This window comes from Aquitalea sp. USM4 (assembly GCF_004328945.1).
In the GTDB taxonomy this organism is placed as follows: Bacteria; Pseudomonadota; Gammaproteobacteria; order Burkholderiales; family Chromobacteriaceae; genus Aquitalea; species Aquitalea pelogenes.
This window is the reverse complement of sequence record NZ_CP029539.1, coordinates 620,418-637,260: the sequence shown is the minus strand read 5'-3', so window position 1 is coordinate 637,260 and position 16,843 is coordinate 620,418. Positions and strand designations below refer to the sequence as shown.

General features: G+C 59.1%; 16 protein-coding genes and 2 tRNA genes. 9 read left to right on the top strand and 9 right to left on the bottom strand.

The annotated features are described in order from the left end of the window. Positions 1-108 precede the first annotated feature (108 nt). Positions 109-198, bottom strand: a tRNA-Ser gene (locus DKK66_RS02910). A gap of 194 nt (positions 199-392) precedes the next feature. Here DKK66_RS02910 and DKK66_RS02905 point away from each other — a divergent pair. Further along, entirely contained in the window at positions 393-1,544 is a 1,152-nt protein-coding gene (locus DKK66_RS02905) for a pyridoxal phosphate-dependent aminotransferase (RefSeq protein WP_207389844.1), read from the top strand. Positions 1,545-1,620: 76 nt separating this feature from the next. Here DKK66_RS02905 and DKK66_RS02900 read toward each other — a convergent pair whose 3' ends face one another. The 4 genes from DKK66_RS02900 to apbC are packed head-to-tail and all read right to left on the bottom strand — an operon-like array spanning position 1,621 to position 4,227. Continuing rightward, positions 1,621-1,899 carry a barstar family protein gene (locus DKK66_RS02900; RefSeq protein WP_242673560.1) on the bottom strand — a complete coding sequence of 93 codons (279 nt, stop codon included), beginning with the start codon at positions 1,897-1,899 and terminating at the stop codon, positions 1,621-1,623. After that, on the bottom strand, positions 1,890-2,342 hold the full coding sequence (locus DKK66_RS02895) for a ribonuclease domain-containing protein (RefSeq protein WP_045845653.1): 453 nt from the start codon (positions 2,340-2,342) through the stop codon (positions 1,890-1,892). The genes DKK66_RS02900 and DKK66_RS02895 overlap by 10 nt, the downstream gene beginning before the upstream one ends. Positions 2,343-2,345: 3 nt before the next feature. After that, entirely contained in the window at positions 2,346-3,125 is a 780-nt protein-coding gene (murI, locus tag DKK66_RS02890; RefSeq protein WP_082695889.1) for a glutamate racemase, read from the bottom strand. 10 nt (positions 3,126-3,135) lie between these two features. Then, positions 3,136-4,227 (bottom strand): iron-sulfur cluster carrier protein ApbC, encoded by a 1,092-nt coding sequence (gene apbC / locus DKK66_RS02885; protein WP_165494242.1) that lies wholly within the window; start codon positions 4,225-4,227, stop codon positions 3,136-3,138. A 357-nt stretch (positions 4,228-4,584) separates the two neighbouring features. Between apbC and DKK66_RS02880 the strand changes: the two genes are divergently transcribed. The 6 genes from DKK66_RS02880 to DKK66_RS02855 all read left to right on the top strand — a co-directional run bounded on the left by DKK66_RS02880 (position 4,585) and on the right by DKK66_RS02855 (position 10,842). Next, on the top strand, positions 4,585-5,844 hold the full coding sequence (locus tag DKK66_RS02880) for an MFS transporter (RefSeq protein ID WP_131355388.1): 1,260 nt from the start codon (positions 4,585-4,587) through the stop codon (positions 5,842-5,844). Positions 5,845-5,989: 145 nt separating this feature from the next. Beyond that, complete coding sequence (gene metG, locus DKK66_RS02875; RefSeq protein WP_131355385.1) at positions 5,990-8,050, top strand: methionine--tRNA ligase; 2,061 nt, start codon at positions 5,990-5,992, stop codon at positions 8,048-8,050. 221 nt (positions 8,051-8,271) lie between these two features. After that, a complete protein-coding gene (locus DKK66_RS02870) occupies positions 8,272-8,457 on the top strand; it encodes a hypothetical protein (RefSeq protein ID WP_045845657.1) in 186 nt (61 codons plus the stop codon). A gap of 139 nt (positions 8,458-8,596) precedes the next feature. After that, the gene (locus DKK66_RS02865; protein ID WP_131355382.1) at positions 8,597-9,217 is read left to right on the top strand and encodes a VC0807 family protein; all 621 of its coding nucleotides are present in this window, start codon (positions 8,597-8,599) and stop codon (positions 9,215-9,217) included. A 397-nt stretch (positions 9,218-9,614) separates the two neighbouring features. Continuing rightward, a tRNA-Met gene (locus DKK66_RS02860) sits at positions 9,615-9,691 on the top strand. A 161-nt stretch (positions 9,692-9,852) separates the two neighbouring features. Continuing rightward, positions 9,853-10,842 carry a 2-hydroxyacid dehydrogenase gene (locus tag DKK66_RS02855; protein ID WP_062786175.1) on the top strand — a complete coding sequence of 330 codons (990 nt, stop codon included), beginning with the start codon at positions 9,853-9,855 and terminating at the stop codon, positions 10,840-10,842. An 11-nt stretch (positions 10,843-10,853) separates the two neighbouring features. Here DKK66_RS02855 and yaaA read toward each other — a convergent pair whose 3' ends face one another. Together yaaA and DKK66_RS02845 are read right to left on the bottom strand one after the other, a co-directional pair. Further along, positions 10,854-11,627: a peroxide stress protein YaaA gene (gene yaaA / locus DKK66_RS02850; protein ID WP_131355379.1), complete on the bottom strand. Its 774-nt coding sequence runs from the start codon at positions 11,625-11,627 to the stop codon at positions 10,854-10,856. Positions 11,628-11,677: 50 nt separating this feature from the next. Then, entirely contained in the window at positions 11,678-12,517 is an 840-nt protein-coding gene (locus DKK66_RS02845; protein ID WP_131355376.1) for a PhzF family phenazine biosynthesis protein, read from the bottom strand. 51 nt (positions 12,518-12,568) lie between these two features. On the opposite strand from DKK66_RS02845, the gene dtd reads away from it, so the two are divergent. Next, positions 12,569-13,021 (top strand): D-aminoacyl-tRNA deacylase, encoded by a 453-nt coding sequence (dtd, locus tag DKK66_RS02840; protein WP_131355373.1) that lies wholly within the window; start codon positions 12,569-12,571, stop codon positions 13,019-13,021. Between the two features lie 80 nt (positions 13,022-13,101). Here dtd and DKK66_RS02835 read toward each other — a convergent pair whose 3' ends face one another. Both DKK66_RS02835 and gloB read right to left on the bottom strand, forming a co-directional pair. Continuing rightward, the gene (locus DKK66_RS02835) at positions 13,102-15,096 is read right to left on the bottom strand and encodes a LysM peptidoglycan-binding domain-containing protein (RefSeq protein ID WP_131355370.1); all 1,995 of its coding nucleotides are present in this window, start codon (positions 15,094-15,096) and stop codon (positions 13,102-13,104) included. 166 nt (positions 15,097-15,262) lie between these two features. Next, positions 15,263-16,021 (bottom strand): hydroxyacylglutathione hydrolase, encoded by a 759-nt coding sequence (gene gloB, locus DKK66_RS02830; RefSeq protein WP_131355367.1) that lies wholly within the window; start codon positions 16,019-16,021, stop codon positions 15,263-15,265. A 20-nt stretch (positions 16,022-16,041) separates the two neighbouring features. On the opposite strand from gloB, the gene DKK66_RS02825 reads away from it, so the two are divergent. Next, entirely contained in the window at positions 16,042-16,806 is a 765-nt protein-coding gene (locus DKK66_RS02825) for a class I SAM-dependent methyltransferase (RefSeq protein ID WP_045845664.1), read from the top strand. Positions 16,807-16,843 lie beyond the last annotated feature (37 nt).

The following is a 16,843-nucleotide window of genomic DNA, read 5'->3' as shown; positions in this document are numbered from 1 at the left end:
ATTTGGCTGTGAGCAGTCTGGCAGTCTTGGCAAGCTGAAGCGGGATGTGTCGCGAGGACGGCAGAAAACAAAAAAGCCCTTGATTGCTCAAGGGCTTAAATGTTGGTCTGGCGGAGAGGGAGGGATTCGAACCCTCGGTACGCTCGCACGTACGCCTGATTTCGAGTCAGGTACATTCGACCACTCTGCCACCTCTCCGACTCAGAGATGCGCAGTTTATTGGTGGAGGTGCTTCCTGTCAATAGCATCTGCATGAAAGCGCTGTTTTCGGGGCCGGAAGTGGGTCTGGCGAGAGTAGTCAGGCCTCTTGGTGGTGGGCTTGCAATGGGCTTGCTACACTCAGCGGCTTATCAGGCAGCTGCCGGATGCAGGCTGCAGCACAGGGGATTGCAGTGAAACTATCAAGCAGGATGGATGGCGTGGCACCGTTTCAGGTGATGGCCATTCTGGAACGGGCGCGGGCCTTGCAGGCAGAAGGCCGTGATGTGATTCATCTGGAAGTAGGCGAGCCGGATTTTGCCACCCCACACGCCATTGTCGAGGCGGGACGGCAGGCGCTGGCGGATGGCCATACTTTCTATACTGCGGCGCAGGGCCTGCCGCAATTGCGCGAAGCCATCGCCGGTTTTTATCAGCAGCGTTATGGCGTGACGGTGGATGCGCGTCGCATCATCGTGACGCCGGGGGCGTCGGGCGCCTTGCAGATTGCCTTGTCCTTGCTGGTCAATCAGGATGATCAGGTGCTGATGGCCGACCCTACCTATCCCTGCAACCGGCATTTTGTCAGTCTGCTGGGTGGTGAGCCGGTTTGCTTGCCGGTGGGGCCGGAGACCCGTTACCAGTTGCTGGCTGATGGTGTGGATGCCGCCTGGGGCGAGCGAACGGTGGCGGCCATGGTGGCCAGCCCGGCCAACCCGACCGGGACATTGCTGACCGCAGACGAGCTGGCGGCACTGAGTGCCAGCTGTAAGCGGCATGGCGGCAGCCTGATTGTGGACGAAATCTATCATGGCCTGACTTATGGATGTGATGCGGCAACTGCGCTGGCAGTGGACCCGGATGTATTTGTGATCAACAGCTTTTCCAAGTATTTCCAGATGACGGGCTGGCGGCTGGGCTGGCTGGTGGTGCCGGATGATTATGTCGAGCCGGCATTGCGCCTAGCACAGAACCTGTTCCTGTGCCCGCCGGCGATGGCGCAATATGCGGCGCTGGCGGCTTTCCAGCCGGGTGTGATTACCGAGCTGGAACAGCGCCGTGCCGAGTTTGGTCGGCGTCGGGATTTCCTGTTGCAGGCGCTGCCGCAGCTGGGATGGCAGCTGCCGGTGCAGCCTGAAGGTGCGTTTTATCTGTATGCCGATGTCAGCGCGGTAACGGATGACAGCTTTGCCTACTGCGCGCGTTTGCTGGAAGAGGTGAACGTGGCCATTACGCCCGGAGCGGACTTTGGCCAGTTTGGCGCGGCCCGCCATGTGCGCGTGGCTTACACCACTGGCATCGACCGGCTGGCTGAGGCGGTGGCGCGGATTGCCAGCCTGGGCTGATGGGGCCGGTGACGGGTGATCAACAAAAAGGCTGCCGGAAAGGCAGCCTTTTTTGCTGGAGTGCGAGCGACAACGTTCAGTGGTGAATGTCCAGCGTCACATCGCCGCGCTCTTCAGCCACCGATTGCAGTATTTCCAGCAGTGTGGCGTAGACATCTGCTCCCAGTTTGCTGCGGGATAGCTCGGTGTCGCGCCAGACAATTTCAAACGGGCCGCTGACATCGCCGCTCAGGCTGTCGTACAGGGCATCCAGATTGCGGCCGAAGTGAGATGGCAGATTGAGCTGGCGGCTGATTTCATCGTAAAACTGTTCCAGTGATGTGATCTGTTGCAACTGGCAGATGGTTACTGACATGCAGGCACCTCGATAAAGCGCTGGTAGTGATCGACAGAAACAAAGCGCTGGCCGGCACGGGAAAATACCAAGCGATTGGCGCCACGCTTGCCACCTTTATAGTTCAAATCCGCTTCCTGCCATTGCCCCTTCGGCAGCTGCTTTTCGTAATTGCCGAAGCGGTCGCCACCAATGGATTTGCCTTGCAGGGCGGGCACGCTCCACAGGCTGCGGCCCGGTTGCCAGCCCGCGGCTTGCGCCTGACGTTTGGGAATGAACTGATCCGGCAGTCGGCCGGTTTGTTTCAGTGCCTGCAATACGTTGCCAAGTTCGGCGGTGTCCAGCCGGTTGCCGGTTTGCTGGTTCACCATGCCGGCCACATCGCTGCACCGGGGCAGGGCCCAGGCTGCGGGGGCGAGCAGGGTGGTGAGCAGCAGTGCTTGCAAGACGTGACGTAGCCGCATGTTTTACTCCAGATTCAGGGATTCGACAGCATGGCCGTGACCGATCAGCAATGGCAGCATGCTGGCCATGGGCTGGGTGTCCGGCGCGGTGGTGATGAAACGGTAGCAGCGATCGCCAATACTGTCGCTGCCATGTTGCTGCAGCAGCGAGTCCACGCGCCGGGCAATGGCCTCGGCCGGGTCGTACAGCGCAATCTGCTCGCCGGTCAGCTCGCGGATCAGCGGTGACAGAAAGGGGTAGTGCGTGCAACCCAGGGCGATGTGGTCGATGTTTTCCTGTAACAGCGGCTGCACCACGGCGGCAACCCGGGCGCGGGTGAGGGCGCTGTCCAGTTCGCCGGCTTCCACTTGTTCCACCCAGCCCACACCGGGGCGACGCAGCACTTCCACCTCCCCGGCATGTTTGTCCAGTAGTGCCTGTACCCGTTCGCTGGCCAGCGTGGCCTGGGTGGCCAGCACGGCAATGCGGCCGGTCCGGCTGGCTGCCGCAGCCGGCTTGATGGCCGGTTCCACGCCGACGATGGGAATGGGCAGGTGCTGGCGCAGCGCGGCCACGGCGGCGGTGGTGGCGGTATTGCAGGCCACCACCAGCAAGCTGGCACCCTGGCTGTGCAGGTAGCGGCCGACTTTCAGGCTGCGCTCGATGATTTCGGCCTTGCTGCGTCCGCCATAGGGGCAGTAAGCCTGATCCGCCAGGTAGGTAATGGGCCAGTCAGGCAGGGTAGCCTGAACGGCACGCCAGATGGATAACCCACCCAGCCCGGAGTCGAACATCGCAATCATGCTATGCGGCTTAGTTGTTCTGGATGACGATCTTGGGGAACTTGCCGGAGAAGTCCTGGGCCTTTTCGCCCACCTTCACCGCCAGTTTGCGGGCAATGTCCTTGTACAGGGCGGCTACGTTGCCATTCGGGTCGGCGGCGACGGTGGGTTTGCCCTGGTCTACCGCCAGGCGGATACCCATGTCCAGCGGCAGCGAGCCCAGCACCTCCACGCCAAAGTCGGCTGCCATGCGCGCAGCACCGCCTTCGCCGAAGATGTGTTCGGCATGACCACAGTTGCTGCAAATATGGATGGCCATGTTTTCCACCATGCCCAGAATGGGTACACCCACTTTCTGGAACATGGTGACGCCCTTGCGGGCATCCAGCAGGGCAATGTCCTGCGGCGTGGTGACAATCAAGGCACCCGTCACCGGCACTTTTTGCGACAGGGTGAGCTGGATGTCACCGGTACCCGGCGGCATGTCGATGACCAGATAATCCAGATTGTCCCAGCGGGTGTCATTCAGCAGTTGTTGCAAGGCCTGGCTCACCATCGGGCCGCGCCACACCATGGCCTGGTCGGCATCTACCAGATAGCCGATGGACATGGTCTGGATGCCGTAATTGATGATGGGTTGCAGGCTCTTGCCATCCGGCGTTTCCGGGCGCTGGCCTTGCAGGCCCAGCATCAGCGGTTGCGAGGGGCCGTAGATGTCGGCATCCAGAATCCCTACGCGTGCCCCTTCGGCTTGCAAGGCCAGCGCAAGGTTGACCGCCGTGGTGGATTTGCCCACGCCGCCCTTGCCGGATGCCACGGCAATCACGTTTTTCACGCCAGGCAACAGGGGAACGCCGCGCTGGGCTGCGTGGCTGGTAATCTGGCTTCTCACGCTTACATTCAAGGCACGGCCTGCCGCGACGGATTGCAAGGCAGTGCGGAATTCTTCGGCCACCCGTGCAAACTGGCTGGCGGCCGGATAGGCCAGTACCACGTCCAGTGACAGCTGATCAGCGCTGATCTTGATGTTCTTCACTGCCTTGGCGGCAACATAGGTTTTACCGGTATTGCTGTCGGTCAGGCCGGCAACGGCCTCCAGCACTTGGGCGTCGGTCAGGGTCATGGTATCGGCTGCGCTATCTGCGTCCGGCTTGTTGCCGAACAGCTTGGTCAGTTTGGAGAGCATGGGGGCGATGGAAGTGGGTGAATACCCGACAATTTTACTATGTTTTTGGGACAGCGGTGTTGTCCCTTCTGTAAGTGGGCATGTTACTCCCGCGCGCCTGTGCTGGCTATGGGTTTGGCCTTGGGCAAGTTGTGTCTGCAATTATCGCTTCATCTTGAATTAATTTGCCGCAAGCACTTGATCTGTGTAGAATTCCCGGCTTTTTTCGTGCGCTGGTTGCTGTTTTCTGCCACGCCCGGGTTCGGCCCTGTCAGGCCGTGGCCATGATCTTTGTTGCCAAGAAAGGTTGTTGTCTTGCAGTCCAAACATGTTTCCCTCAGCGCGGCGAATCTGCTGTTTCCGCTGGCGCTGGTTTTGTTCGAATTTGCTGTTTATATCGCCAATGACATGGTGCAACCCGCCATGTTGCAGGTTACCCGCGAGTTTCTGGTGGGCAGCAGCTGGGTGCCCACTTCCATGACGGCTTTTCTGGTTGGCGGTGCCTTGTTGCCCTGGCTGACCGGCCCCCTGTCGGACCGTATCGGTCGTCGCCCGGTACTGTTGTTCGGCGTGGCCTTTTTCATGCTGTCCTGCCTTGCCACTTACCTGGTTCATTCCATCGAAGCTTTCATAGCGCTGCGAGTCGTGCAGGGCATGGGCTTGTGCTTTATCAATGCGGTGGGCTATGCCGCAGTACAAGAGGCGTTTGAGGAAACCACGGCAGTCAAGGTAACCGCGCTGATGGCCAATGTGGCGCTGATTGCACCACTGGTGGGCCCGCTGGCTGGTGCCGCGCTGGTGGAAATCGCCCCCTGGCGCAGTTGCTTCCTGGTGATTGCCGCGCTGGCTGGCCTTGCCTTGCTGGGGCTGGTGTGGAAGATGCCGGAAACCGTGGTGCCGGGTCAGAACCGCCAGCCCTTGACGCAGATGGGGGCCGATTACCTGCGCTTGCTGAAACAGTCGCGCTTTGTGCTGTCTGCGCTGTGCATTCCACTGCTGGCCCTGCCGCTGATGGGCTGGATTGCCTTGTCGCCGGTACTGCTGGTGCGTGACCTTGGCATGAGTACTGTGGAGTACGGCCTGATGCAACTGCCGGTATTTGGCGGGCTGATTGCCGGCAACTTTGCGCTGGCCATGGTGGCGGATCGCTGGCCGCTGGGTCGTTCGGTCTTTGTCGGCATGGGCCCGATTGTTGGCGGCCTGCTCTTGATGCTGGCTGGTGTGCTGTTTACCACCGAACCGGTGTGGCTGATGGTGGCCGGCATGAGCTTGATGAGTTTTGGCGAAGGATTGAGCTTTGGCGTGCTGTACCGCTTTGCCCTGATGTCATCCCCGGTGGCCAAGGGCACGGTATCGGCCGCCATGAGCATGTTGTCGATGGCTGGCTATGCACTGGGTATCGAGCTGTTCCGTCTGGCTTATATGGCTGGTGGCATGGCCGGCTTTGCCGCTTGCTCGGTACTGACTGCCGTATTGTTCGTTCTGCTGGCGCGCCGCACCGTGCCGCAGGCCATGGCCGAGCGCGCCGCACCGGCCGATTACCTGCCGCTGGAGCTGCAGGGCCAGAACAGCTAAACCGCAATTTTCCCTCTCCAGGCACCCGGTGTAATGGCTTTTGTCGGCAATCCACCGGGTTTTTGCCGAACAGTGCCGTGACCGGTAAGGCGATACGGCTCTATAATCGACGGCTTGAGATCGCTTACCATCAGGAACACCCACAATGAGCAAACGCAAGATTCTGGTAACCAGTGCACTGCCTTACGCCAACGCGGGGCTGCATCTGGGCCACATGCTGGAACAGATCCAGACCGACGTCTGGGTGCGTTTCCAGAAAATGCGCGGGCACGAATGCTATTACGTGTGCGCGGACGACACCCACGGTGCCCCCATCATGCTGGCCGCCGAAAAGCAGGGCATCACCCCGACCCAGCTGGTGGATGCAGTACGCGAGCTGCATCTGGCTGATTCGCAGGGCTTCCTGATTGGCCACGACAACTACTACAGCACCAACAGTCCGGAAAACAAGGCATTCGCCGAGCAGGTGTACAAGGCCCTGCGTGCGGATGACAAGATTTCCAGCCGCACCATCGAGCAATTGTTCGACCCGGAAAAACAGATGTTCCTGCCGGACCGCTTCGTCAAGGGCGAATGCCCCAAGTGTGCCGCCAAGGACCAGTACGGTGACAACTGCGAAGTGTGCGGTGCCACTTACAACCCGACCGAGCTGAAGAACCCGTACTCGGCGGTATCCGGTGCCAAGCCAGTACTGAAAACCTCCGAACACTATTTCTTCCGCCTGGGCGAGTGTGCTGACTTCCTCAAGGGCTGGACCAGCGGCAGCAGCACCCGTGCCGATGGCGTGAGCCAGCCGCACCTGCAGCCCGAATCGCTCAACAAGATGAACGAGTGGATCGAAGGCGGCCTGCAGGACTGGGACATCAGCCGCGATGCACCGTATTTCGGTTTTGAAATTCCGGATGCGCCGGGCAAGTACTTCTATGTGTGGCTGGATGCGCCGATTGGCTACATGGCCAGCTTCAAGAACCTGTGCGACAGCAAGGGCATCGATTTTGACGCCTGGTTCAAGCCGGACTCGGACGCCGAGATGTATCACTTCATCGGCAAGGACATCCTGTACTTCCACGCGCTGTTCTGGCCGGCCATGCTGCATTACTCCGGCTTGCGCGCGCCCACCGGCGTGTTTGCCCACGGCTTCCTCACCGTGGACGGGCAGAAAATGTCCAAGTCGCGCGGCACCTTCATCCAGGCCAAGAGCTATCTGGACTGCGGCCTGAACCCGGAATGGATGCGCTACTACATGGCCGCCAAACTGAATGGCCGCATCGAAGACATCGACCTCAACCTCAATGACTTCGTAGCCCGCGTGAATTCCGATCTGGTGGGCAAGTATGTCAACATCGCCAGCCGCTCCGCCGGTTTCATCAGCAAGCGCTTTGGCGGCAAGCTGGCGGACAGCGTGGCGGATACCGCCATCCTGCACAAGCTGCAAGCCGCTGCGCCGGAACTGGCAGCCGCGTTTGAAGCACGTGAGTACGCCAAGGCACTGCGCGACGTGATGGCACTGGCCGACGAGGTGAATGCCTACGTCGACGCCAACAAGCCGTGGGAACTGGCCAAGCAGGAAGGGCAGGACGCACGCCTGCAGGAAGTCTGCACCGTGCTGATCAACGCCTTCCGCCTGCTCACCATCTACCTGAAGCCGGTACTGCCCAAGCTGGCCGAAGGCGTGGAAGCCTTCCTTGGCGTGGCACCGCTGGCCTGGTCTGATGCCGACAGCCTGCTGTTGGGCAATACCATCAATACTTATCAGCACCTGATGCAGCGCATCGACCCGGCGCTGATCGACAAACTGATCGAAGCAAACAAACAGAATATGCAAGCCACCAGCAATGCCCCGGCTGCCGCTGCTTACGAGCCGCTGGCCGATACCATCAAGATCGACGACTTTGCCAAGGTAGACCTGCGCATCGGTAAAGTACTGGCCTGCAGCTTTGTTGAAGGTTCGGACAAGCTGCTGCAGTTCACTGTGGACCTGGGCTTTGAACAGCGCAATATCTTCTCCGGCATCCGATCTGCCTATCAGGAACCGGAAAAGCTGGTGGGCCGCAATGTGGTGGTGGTGGCCAACCTGGCCGAGCGCAAGATGCGCTTTGGCGTGTCGCAAGGCATGATCGTCTGCGCCTCCGGTGCTGACGACAATTCCGGCCTGTTCCTGCTGGACGTGGATCAGGGCGCGGCACCAGGCATGCGTATCGGTTAAGCGGACTGCGTTTCACACCCATACAGCCCTGCCCTTGATGTGGCAGGGCTTTTTCTTTGTTGTGCCAGAAAAACGTCATGAATGTGTCATTTGGGGCTGTTAGAGTCTTTCCTCATAAAGATGTGGAACTATATTGTTGGCTTATTTGTCAATAACGTGTTAAACCTTTAGATCAAACTAAAATTTTGTCGCAATGATAAAAAAAACAAGGAAATATAAAAATGCAAATCTCTCAATTGAAACCGGGTTACACCGTACTTGAGCATAAAGACAGTGGCGATATCGTCCACTACACCGTCGTCAGCATCCGCCAGGTAGGCAAGATGTTTGAAGTGACATTCCAGTCGGTACTTGGCCTCGCCAGTGCCTTCTACCCGGCCAACGGCTTCATCCACGCAGCCGCCTGAGCCCGCACACCGACCCGACGAACCCGGGTCGATATCAAGCAAAGCACCCCGCCGTTGGCGGGGTTTTTGTTTTCCGGTGCGCGTGACTTGGATTCTGCCGTATCATGACTGCCTGCGTGTTTCCCCAGCCCTTTTCTCCATGACCCGCCTGTACCAACTGCTTCCCGAACTGCTTGCCAACTTTGTGTTGCCCTGGCTGTGTTATCGCTGGGCACAACCGCAATGGGGCGAAACTGCCGGGCTGATTGCATCTTCCTTGCCGCCCATTGCCTGGAGCGTGGTCGAGCTGCTGCGCTTTCGCCGTATTGATGCGCTCAGTCTGCTGGTACTGGGCGGCATTGCCTTGTCCTTGCTGGCCATCTTTCTCGGTGGCAGTCCGCGGGTATTGCTGATGCGCGAATCCTTGCTGTCCGGTTTGATTGGCCTGGCATTCCTGCTCTCATTGTTGCTGCCCAAGCCGCTGCTGTTCTATCTGGCGCGTGCAACGGTGGCGCGTGAATCAGCCGAAGGGGAGTGGCGGTTTGATGTGCGCTGGCAGGAAGCAGCCTTTAGGCGCGGCATTCGCCAGCTCACCTTGCTCTGGGGCGGGGGATTGTGTGCTGAAACGCTGTTGCGTGCCTTGCTGATCTGGCAGTTGCCAGTGGAGCGTTTCCTGATTGTGTCGCCCTTTGTCAGCTACGGCATCATGGGCTTGCTGCTGGCCGGTACCTGGCTGGGCCGGCGCCGTTTGCGGGCCAGCAGCCCCCTGTCTGTTTCCTGAGGGCAAAAAAAGAGGCCGCCTGGGGAGGCGGCCTTGAATTTCCGTGATGAACACTTAGGAGAATACGTGCTGCACACCTGAGGGGGTGGCGCAGAACGATTCGAACTGCACTGGCTACCTGTCTGTCGCACGTTCACCGCAAGAACGGTGACGGGATGAGCGGCGGGCTGCCAAGCACTCTTGGGGCAGAAGTGATTGGCGGTAACACAGGTATAACTTTAGGCCAGCAATGTTGAGAAGATGTGTCATGCAAAGCGGCAAATGTTAATAAGTTTTACAAATAAGCTGGCTGTCATATTAAAAAAATTTTAAGAAACTGTTGACAGACGAATGCCTTTCTTGTACTATGCACTCCTCTTCTGAAGAAACACAGCAGAAGACAGCGACAGAACACTGACGCGGGATGGAGCAGTCTGGTAGCTCGTCGGGCTCATAACCCGAAGGTCGTAGGTTCGAATCCTGCTCCCGCAACCAAAAATAGTCCCGGCATGATGGCCGGCACTAGTCAGGAAACCCCGATAGAACATCGTTTCTACGGGGTTTTTTGTTATTCCAGCAGCCCTGCCGTGCAGGCAGCAGTTGCTCGGGTGGGCAGCTTATACTGAAAGCTCATCCATCGCCGTCAGAGAGCCAACATGCGCATTGCTGTTTTCGATACCAAAAACTATGACCGCCAAAGCCTGGATGGTGCCAATCAGCAGTTCGGTCATCAACTGAGCTACTTCGAACCACGACTCAACCGTGACACGCTGGAACTGGTGCACGATGTCGATGCGGTCTGTCCCTTTGTCAATGACCGGCTGGATGCCGAGGTGATTGCCAGTCTGGCGGCGCGTGGCGTGCGCCTGATTACCTTGCGCTGCGCCGGTTTCAATGGCGTTGATCTGGCAGCCTGCCGCCAGTACGGCATTGCCGTGACGCGCGTACCAGCCTATTCGCCCCATGCGGTGGCCGAACATGCATTTGCCTTGTTGCTGGCCGTGGTGCGGCGTATTCACAAATCCTATGTCCGGGTGCGCGAAATGGATTTCTCGCTGGACGGGCTGGTAGGTTTCGATCTATATCGCAAGACCATCGGCGTGGTAGGTACCGGGCGCATTGGCCAGGCTACCATTTCCATTGCCAAGGGCTTTGGCATGCGGGTGTTGGCATTTGATGTATTCCCGCAGGCCGGGCTGGATGAAAAGCTGGGTTTTGAATATGTCACGCTGCCGCAGTTACTGGCGGAATGTGATGTGGTCAGCCTGCATCTGCCACTGACGGCAGAGACGCAGCACATGATCAATGCCAGCTCACTGGCCGGCATGAAGCCTGGTGCAGTATTGATCAATACCAGTCGGGGTGGGCTGATTGAAACAGCGGCACTGATTGCCGCATTGAAGGATGGCCGGCTGGCTGGTGTGGGCCTTGATGTGTACGAGATGGAAGAGGGCGTGTTTTTTGAAAACCACTCGGAACTCGGCTTGCAGGATGACCAGTTGGCCCGCCTGCTGACCTTCCCCAATGTGCTGGTGACAGCACATCAGGGTTTCCTTACGCGCGAGGCGCTGGACAATATTGCCGAAACCACGCTGGCCAATGCCACGGCATTCGAGCAGGGACGGTTGCTGGACAACAAGGTATGAGGCGGCCAGCCTCAGCCATGCTGACGGCGGAATACCCAGCGCCGGGTGTCTGACTCGCTGCTGTCAAAATGGTAACCGCCCAGATTGAAGTCCTGCAGTGCTTCCGGGGTGTCTACCTTGTGTAGTGCCGCCCAGCGCGCCATCAAGCCACGTGCCTGTTTGGCGTAGAAGCTGATGATTTTGTACTGGCCGTTCTTGTAGTCCTGGAATACCGGCGTAATCAGCCGGCCATGCAGTTTGGCCGGTTTTACCGATTTGAAGTATTCGTCGGATGCCAGATTCACCAGCACCGGGTTGTCCGACTCGTCCAGTAGTGTGTTCAGCGCATCGGTAATGCGCTCGCCCCAGAATGCATACAGGTTGGTCCCGCGTGGATTGGCCAGTTTGGTTCCCATTTCCAGGCGGTAAGGCTGCATCAGGTCCAGCGGTCGCAACAGACCGTACAGGCCGGACAGAATGCGCAGGTGGTGTTGCAGGTAGTCCAGTTGATCTTCGTTCAGGCTGGCCGCGTCCAGTCCTTCATAGACATCCCCCAGGAAGGCCAGTACTGCCTGTTTGGCGTTGGCCGGAGTGAAGTCGGGGTGCCAGTCGTGATAGCGGCCCACATTCAGCGTGGCCAGGGCGTCGCTGATGTCCATCAGCTTGGCAATGTCTGCCGGGCTTTTCTCACGCAGCACCTGAATCAGCTGCTGGCTGTCGGCCAGGAAGTCGGGCTGAGTATGGCGCGTGGTGTTCGGTGGTGTGGTGTAGTCCAGCGTCTTGGCCGGGGAAAGTACCATCAACATGGGGCGTGTCCTTGCAGCAGAATGGGGTGAATTGTAACGGAGCCGATGGATTAGCGTGCGGGGGGCATGAGCCTGGCCTTGCCGGAAACGCGAATTGAACTGCCTTTTTCAGTCGGGATCGTGGCCTGCAAGCAAGAGCGCTGGCCCATATCCTCACCCTGTACCACCTCGATATGGCCGCCATGCTCCCAGCCAATATCTCGCAGATAACCGGCCAGGGCGGCCGTGGCCGCTCCGGTGGCCGGGTCTTCATAGACGCCACCCATGGCGAAGGCATTACGGCTGTGAAAGCGTTGCTGGTCCACTGCCCACAGCAGCAGGATGGTGGTCAGGCCGGCACGGCGCATCAAGTCGCGGCCAGCTTCCAGCGAGTAGCGCATAGAGGATAGGGTGGAACGCTCTTGTACGGCGAGCAGCAGGTGGTCGGCTCCAGCATGGATCAGGGCTGGAGGCAGCTTTGGGCAGAGCTGGTCGGCGCTTAGTCCGAACAAGTCGAGTGCTTCTTGCAGTAAGGCTGCCGGTGCCGCAGTACTGCGTGTCGGTGGCGATTGCAGGGCGGCACTAAGCTGTCCCGCTTGGTATTGGCCACTGACGCTGATATTGGCCTCATTCAGTTGGAGGGGAAAATCCCCATTGCCATATTGCATCGCCAGAGCCGCTCCCAGTGCAATGGTGGCATGGCCGCAAAATGGAACCTCTGCTTCTGGTGAGAAATAGCGCACTCGCCAGCCCTGGTCCTGTGGCATGGCAAATACGGTTTCGGAGAAGCCAAGCCGAGCGGCAATGGTTTGCATTTCGCTGTCACTGGGCAGGCTGGGCTGGATGACTACGCCGGCAGGATTGCCGCCGCTGTCGCCATCGGAAAATGCAGCAATCTTCAGAATATTCATCACAGGCTCCTACCGGGTAAAATGACATGTCGGATTCTAGGAGATGCGGGCATGCGGGTGGTTGTTCAACGGGTGAGTGAAGCGAAGGTAACAGTGGCAGGGGAAACCTGCGGGCAGATTGCTGCCGGCTTGCTGTTGCTGGTGGGGGTGGAGGAGGTGGATACACAGCAGGATATCGACTGGCTGGTACGCAAGATCAGCCAGCTACGCATTTTCAGCGATGCTGACGGGGTGATGAACCTTTCCCTGCTGGACTGTGGTGCAGAGGCGCTGTCGGTCAGCCAGTTCACCTTGTTTGCCTCCACCCGCAAGGGCAATCGTCCGTCCTACAGTCGTGCTGCGCGGGGGGATATCTCACGTCCGCTGTTCGAACAGTTTGTAGCCAGCCTGGCGCAAGTGCTGGGTAAAGCAGTCCCGACAGGGGTGTTCGGTGCTGACATGCAGGTGAGTCTGGTGAATGACGGCCCGGTCACCATCTTGCTGGACAGCCGGAATCCGGAATGAGTGCCTGAGCGCAGTACTGGCTGAACGGAAATAAAAAAACCCGCCTTGGCGGGTTTTTTTCATGGATGGTCTGCAAGGGATTACAGGCCCTGGGTCTCGATGCGGACGCGCTGTCCCGGCTGGAGGCGGGTGAGCTGGTTGGCATCGTTCCAGCGCTGGATGTCGGCATGGTTCACGCCAAAGCGACGGGCAATGCTGTACACGGTGTCACCACGTTGCACCACATATTCAGCGGGAACCGCACCGGTGGCCGGTGTTGTACCACTGCTGACCTTGACCAGTGCCTCATCTTGCGCGGAGGGGGCGGGTACGGCTTCAGCCAGCATGGTGTTGCTGGCCAGCGGATTCGGTTTCACCCGGATGACCTGACCCAGCTTGACGGTGTTGTCACTGAGGTTGTTATAGGCCTTGAGGTCGGCCACGCTCACGTTATAGCGACGGGAGATGTTGAACAGGGTATCGCCACCCACCACGGTGTGCTGGCTGGCTGCCGGGTTGACGCTGGCGAGCCGGGCTTCCAGCGGCTTGGGCGGCGGCGTATTACCGGAAGGCAGGCTGGGGGCTTCGGCCTTGGCCAGTACCAGCGGCTTGCTGGCAGGTTTTACTGCCGGGGCCTCAGCCACATCAGTCACATTGGCCGATGCCGTGGCAACGGTATTGACTGCCGGAGTGGCACTTGTAGTGGCAGCGGCTGCAATTGAAGTGCTCGGCGTCACGTTCTTGTCAGCTGCTGCAACTGTAATGGCCGGGCTCGTGGTTTCTGCTGCCGGACGAATGCTGGCTACCAGCGGCTGCGGTTTTGTTATTGCCGGGGTACTCAGGGCAACCGTAACAGGCTTGGCTTGCACGGCCACAGTCGTTACCGGCTGCGGTTTGGCGCTGGCAATCAGGCTGTCGCTGGCGGCAATGCTGTTGTCTGTGCCATCAAGCGGGGTGGCACCATCGCTCTTGCCGCGCAGTGCAACCAGCAGCGGCCGGCCTGCGGTGAGATTGCGTGAACCGAGTTTGTTGACGTTTTGCAGTTCACCCGGGCTCATGCCATAGCGCTCGGCCACGCTGGCCACGTTTTCATCCGCCGTCGGGGTGTAAACCTGCCAGCTGAGCAAGGGTTTGTCCCAGTGCGACAGGTTGTAATCGAACTTGTCGGCCTTGGCCAGCGGAATCAGCATCTGGCGACCGGGTTTGTGTGCATATACCGGCAGATTGAACGCCGGGTTCAGTTCCTTGAATTCGGCGACCGACATGCCTGCCATCTTGGCCGCTACTTCGATATCCATGTGGCGTCCGGTGGATACCGCAATGAAGTAGGGCTTGTTGGGGAATTTGTCCAGGCGGATGCCGTACTTCTCAGGCTGGCTGAGAATGTTGCGCACCGCAATCAGCTTGGGAGCGTAATTGCGGGTTTCATTCGGCATCTTGATGTTTTCGTAGGTGGGCTCCAGGCCTGCGGCCTGGGCGCGGGCAATGGCGCGTGCCAGATTGCCTTCACCCCAGTTGTAGGCGGCCAGTGCCAGGTTCCAGTCGCCGAACTGGGCATACAGGTTTTGCAGATAGTCCAGCGCAGCGCGGGTGGCTTCCATGATGTCGCGACGGCCGTCATACCACCAGGTTTGTTCCAGGCCGTAATGGCGACCGGTTGCGGGCATGAACTGCCACAGGCCAGCCGCGCCCACCGGAGAGTTGGCGGTGGGGACAAAAGCACTTTCCACCACGGGCAGGAAAGCAATTTCGGTGGGCATGCCACGACGTTCCACTTCATTCATGATGTGGAACAGGTATTTGTGGCCGCGATCGAGAATGCGTTTGAAGTATTCGGGCTTGCTGCTGTACAGGCGTTCCTGCTTGCGGACGATGTCGGCGTTGACTTCCGGCAGCTGGAAACCTTCGCGTGCGCGCTCCCAGACATTGTCGCCGTTACGCAGCAGGCTGGAGTTCAGCAACATCATGTCCAGGCCGGCTGCCTGTGCTTCATCGACACCTACCGACTGACGGAATGCGCCTGAATCGGCATGCGCCAGCGAGGGGAGGGAAAATGCAAATGACAGCGAAAGTGCCAATGGGGTGATTCTTTTCATTGGGCCAGCCCGGAATTCTGATCTCGGCCGATGCTAAACACCCCCCCATGGGTGTGTCAATCGAAAAAGGCAAATCATTTCATGAGCTTTGCGCAAAATGGTCATGGAAAAGCAATCAATTCCGGCAAGCAGCCTTTTAACAAGAATGATCTACCCGGAATGAATTTCAACTGAAGGTGTTTTTCCATTCACGCAACACCGTAAACACTTCCAGTCGGGTTTCCAATGCTTTTCCGGCATGACGGCTGGCTTGCTGTCTTACCGCCGCCACCTGGCTGCGCATGAAGGGATTGGTGGTTTTTTCCAGTCCCAGTTCGGTGGGCAGGGTGGGCAGCCCCATGGCAATCTGTTTTTGATCCAGCAATTGCCGCAGCTGGATTTCGTCATTGTCCGGCTCTACGGCCAGGGCAAACTTGAGGTTGGACAAGGTGTATTCATGTGCCGGATAAAAACGGGTGGTGTCCGGCAGGGCGGCCAACTTGTCCAGTGAGGCCAGCATCTGTGCCGGGCTGCCTTCGAACAGGCGGCCACAACCGGCACCAAACAGGGTGTCGCCACAAAACAGCTGTCCATGACCGTAATAGGCCAGGTGATCCAGTGTATGGCCAGGCAGGGCAAGCACATCAAAGGCATATTCATGCCAGTGCACGCTGGCGCCTTCCATGACCGGCTGATTGACGCCGGCGATGCTGGCCGGGCCATATACCTGCGCCTGTGGCCAGCGTTGCAACAGTTCGGTCAGTCCGCCGCAATGATCGGCGTGATGATGGGTGATCAGGACGGCCTGCAAGGCCAGTCCGCGCTGCTCCAGATGGGCAATCAGCGGAGCGGCTTCACCGGGGTCCACTGCAAGAGCACCGGTGCCCTGTTGCAAAACCCAGATATAATTGTCGGCAAATGCCCGAACGGGGGTAACGGTAAACATGGTCGGATCGGACTCCTTCAATGATGCAAGCGTTTTCCACGTGGCTGACCACGACCGAACTGGGCCTTTACCTGCTGCAGTGTGAGCAGGCGTTTTTCGATCGGGCGGTCGCCGATATTTTCGGTTTTCATGCTGTGCAGATAGGTCTGCCCCAGGTGGACTTCCTGAGTGCCAACCGCATTCCCTGGCAATGCCGGGCAGCAGAGGGCGGGGAGGCGGCGCAAATCATCTGCCATCCCGAACAACTACCGTTTGAAACCCGCAGCCTGGACTTGCTGGTGATGCCGCATTTGCTGGATTTTACCACCGAGCCGCATCAGGTTCTGCGCGAGGTGGAACGGGTGCTGGTGCCTGAGGGCAGATTGCTGATGACCGGCTTCAATCCGGTTTCCTTGTGGGGAGTACGCCGTCTGATTCAGGGACGGGCGGCCATTCCGTGGCGTGGCAATTTTTTCCCGCTGATCCGTATCCGCGACTGGCTGAAGCTGCTTGACCTGGAGCCGGTGGCGGGCTGTTTCATGGCCTACGCCCCCCCCTTGTCTCAGCAGGGCTGGCTGGAGCGCTTTGGCTTCATGGAGCGCGCGGGCGACAAATGGTGGCCGCTGGCAGCTGGTGTTTACGGCATCGAAGCAGTCAAGCGCCAGCGGGGCATGCGTCTGATCACCCCGGCGTGGAAGGCCGCCAAACCGGCCAAGGGCCTGGTGGTGGCCGGCGGCAACGAACGTCACCCCTCACACCGCGAGATGCCGCCAACGGTAAGTCAGTTGCGCGATCCGCAAGAATAAACCTGCTTCGTTGCCATCAACGAAGCCAACAGAACCG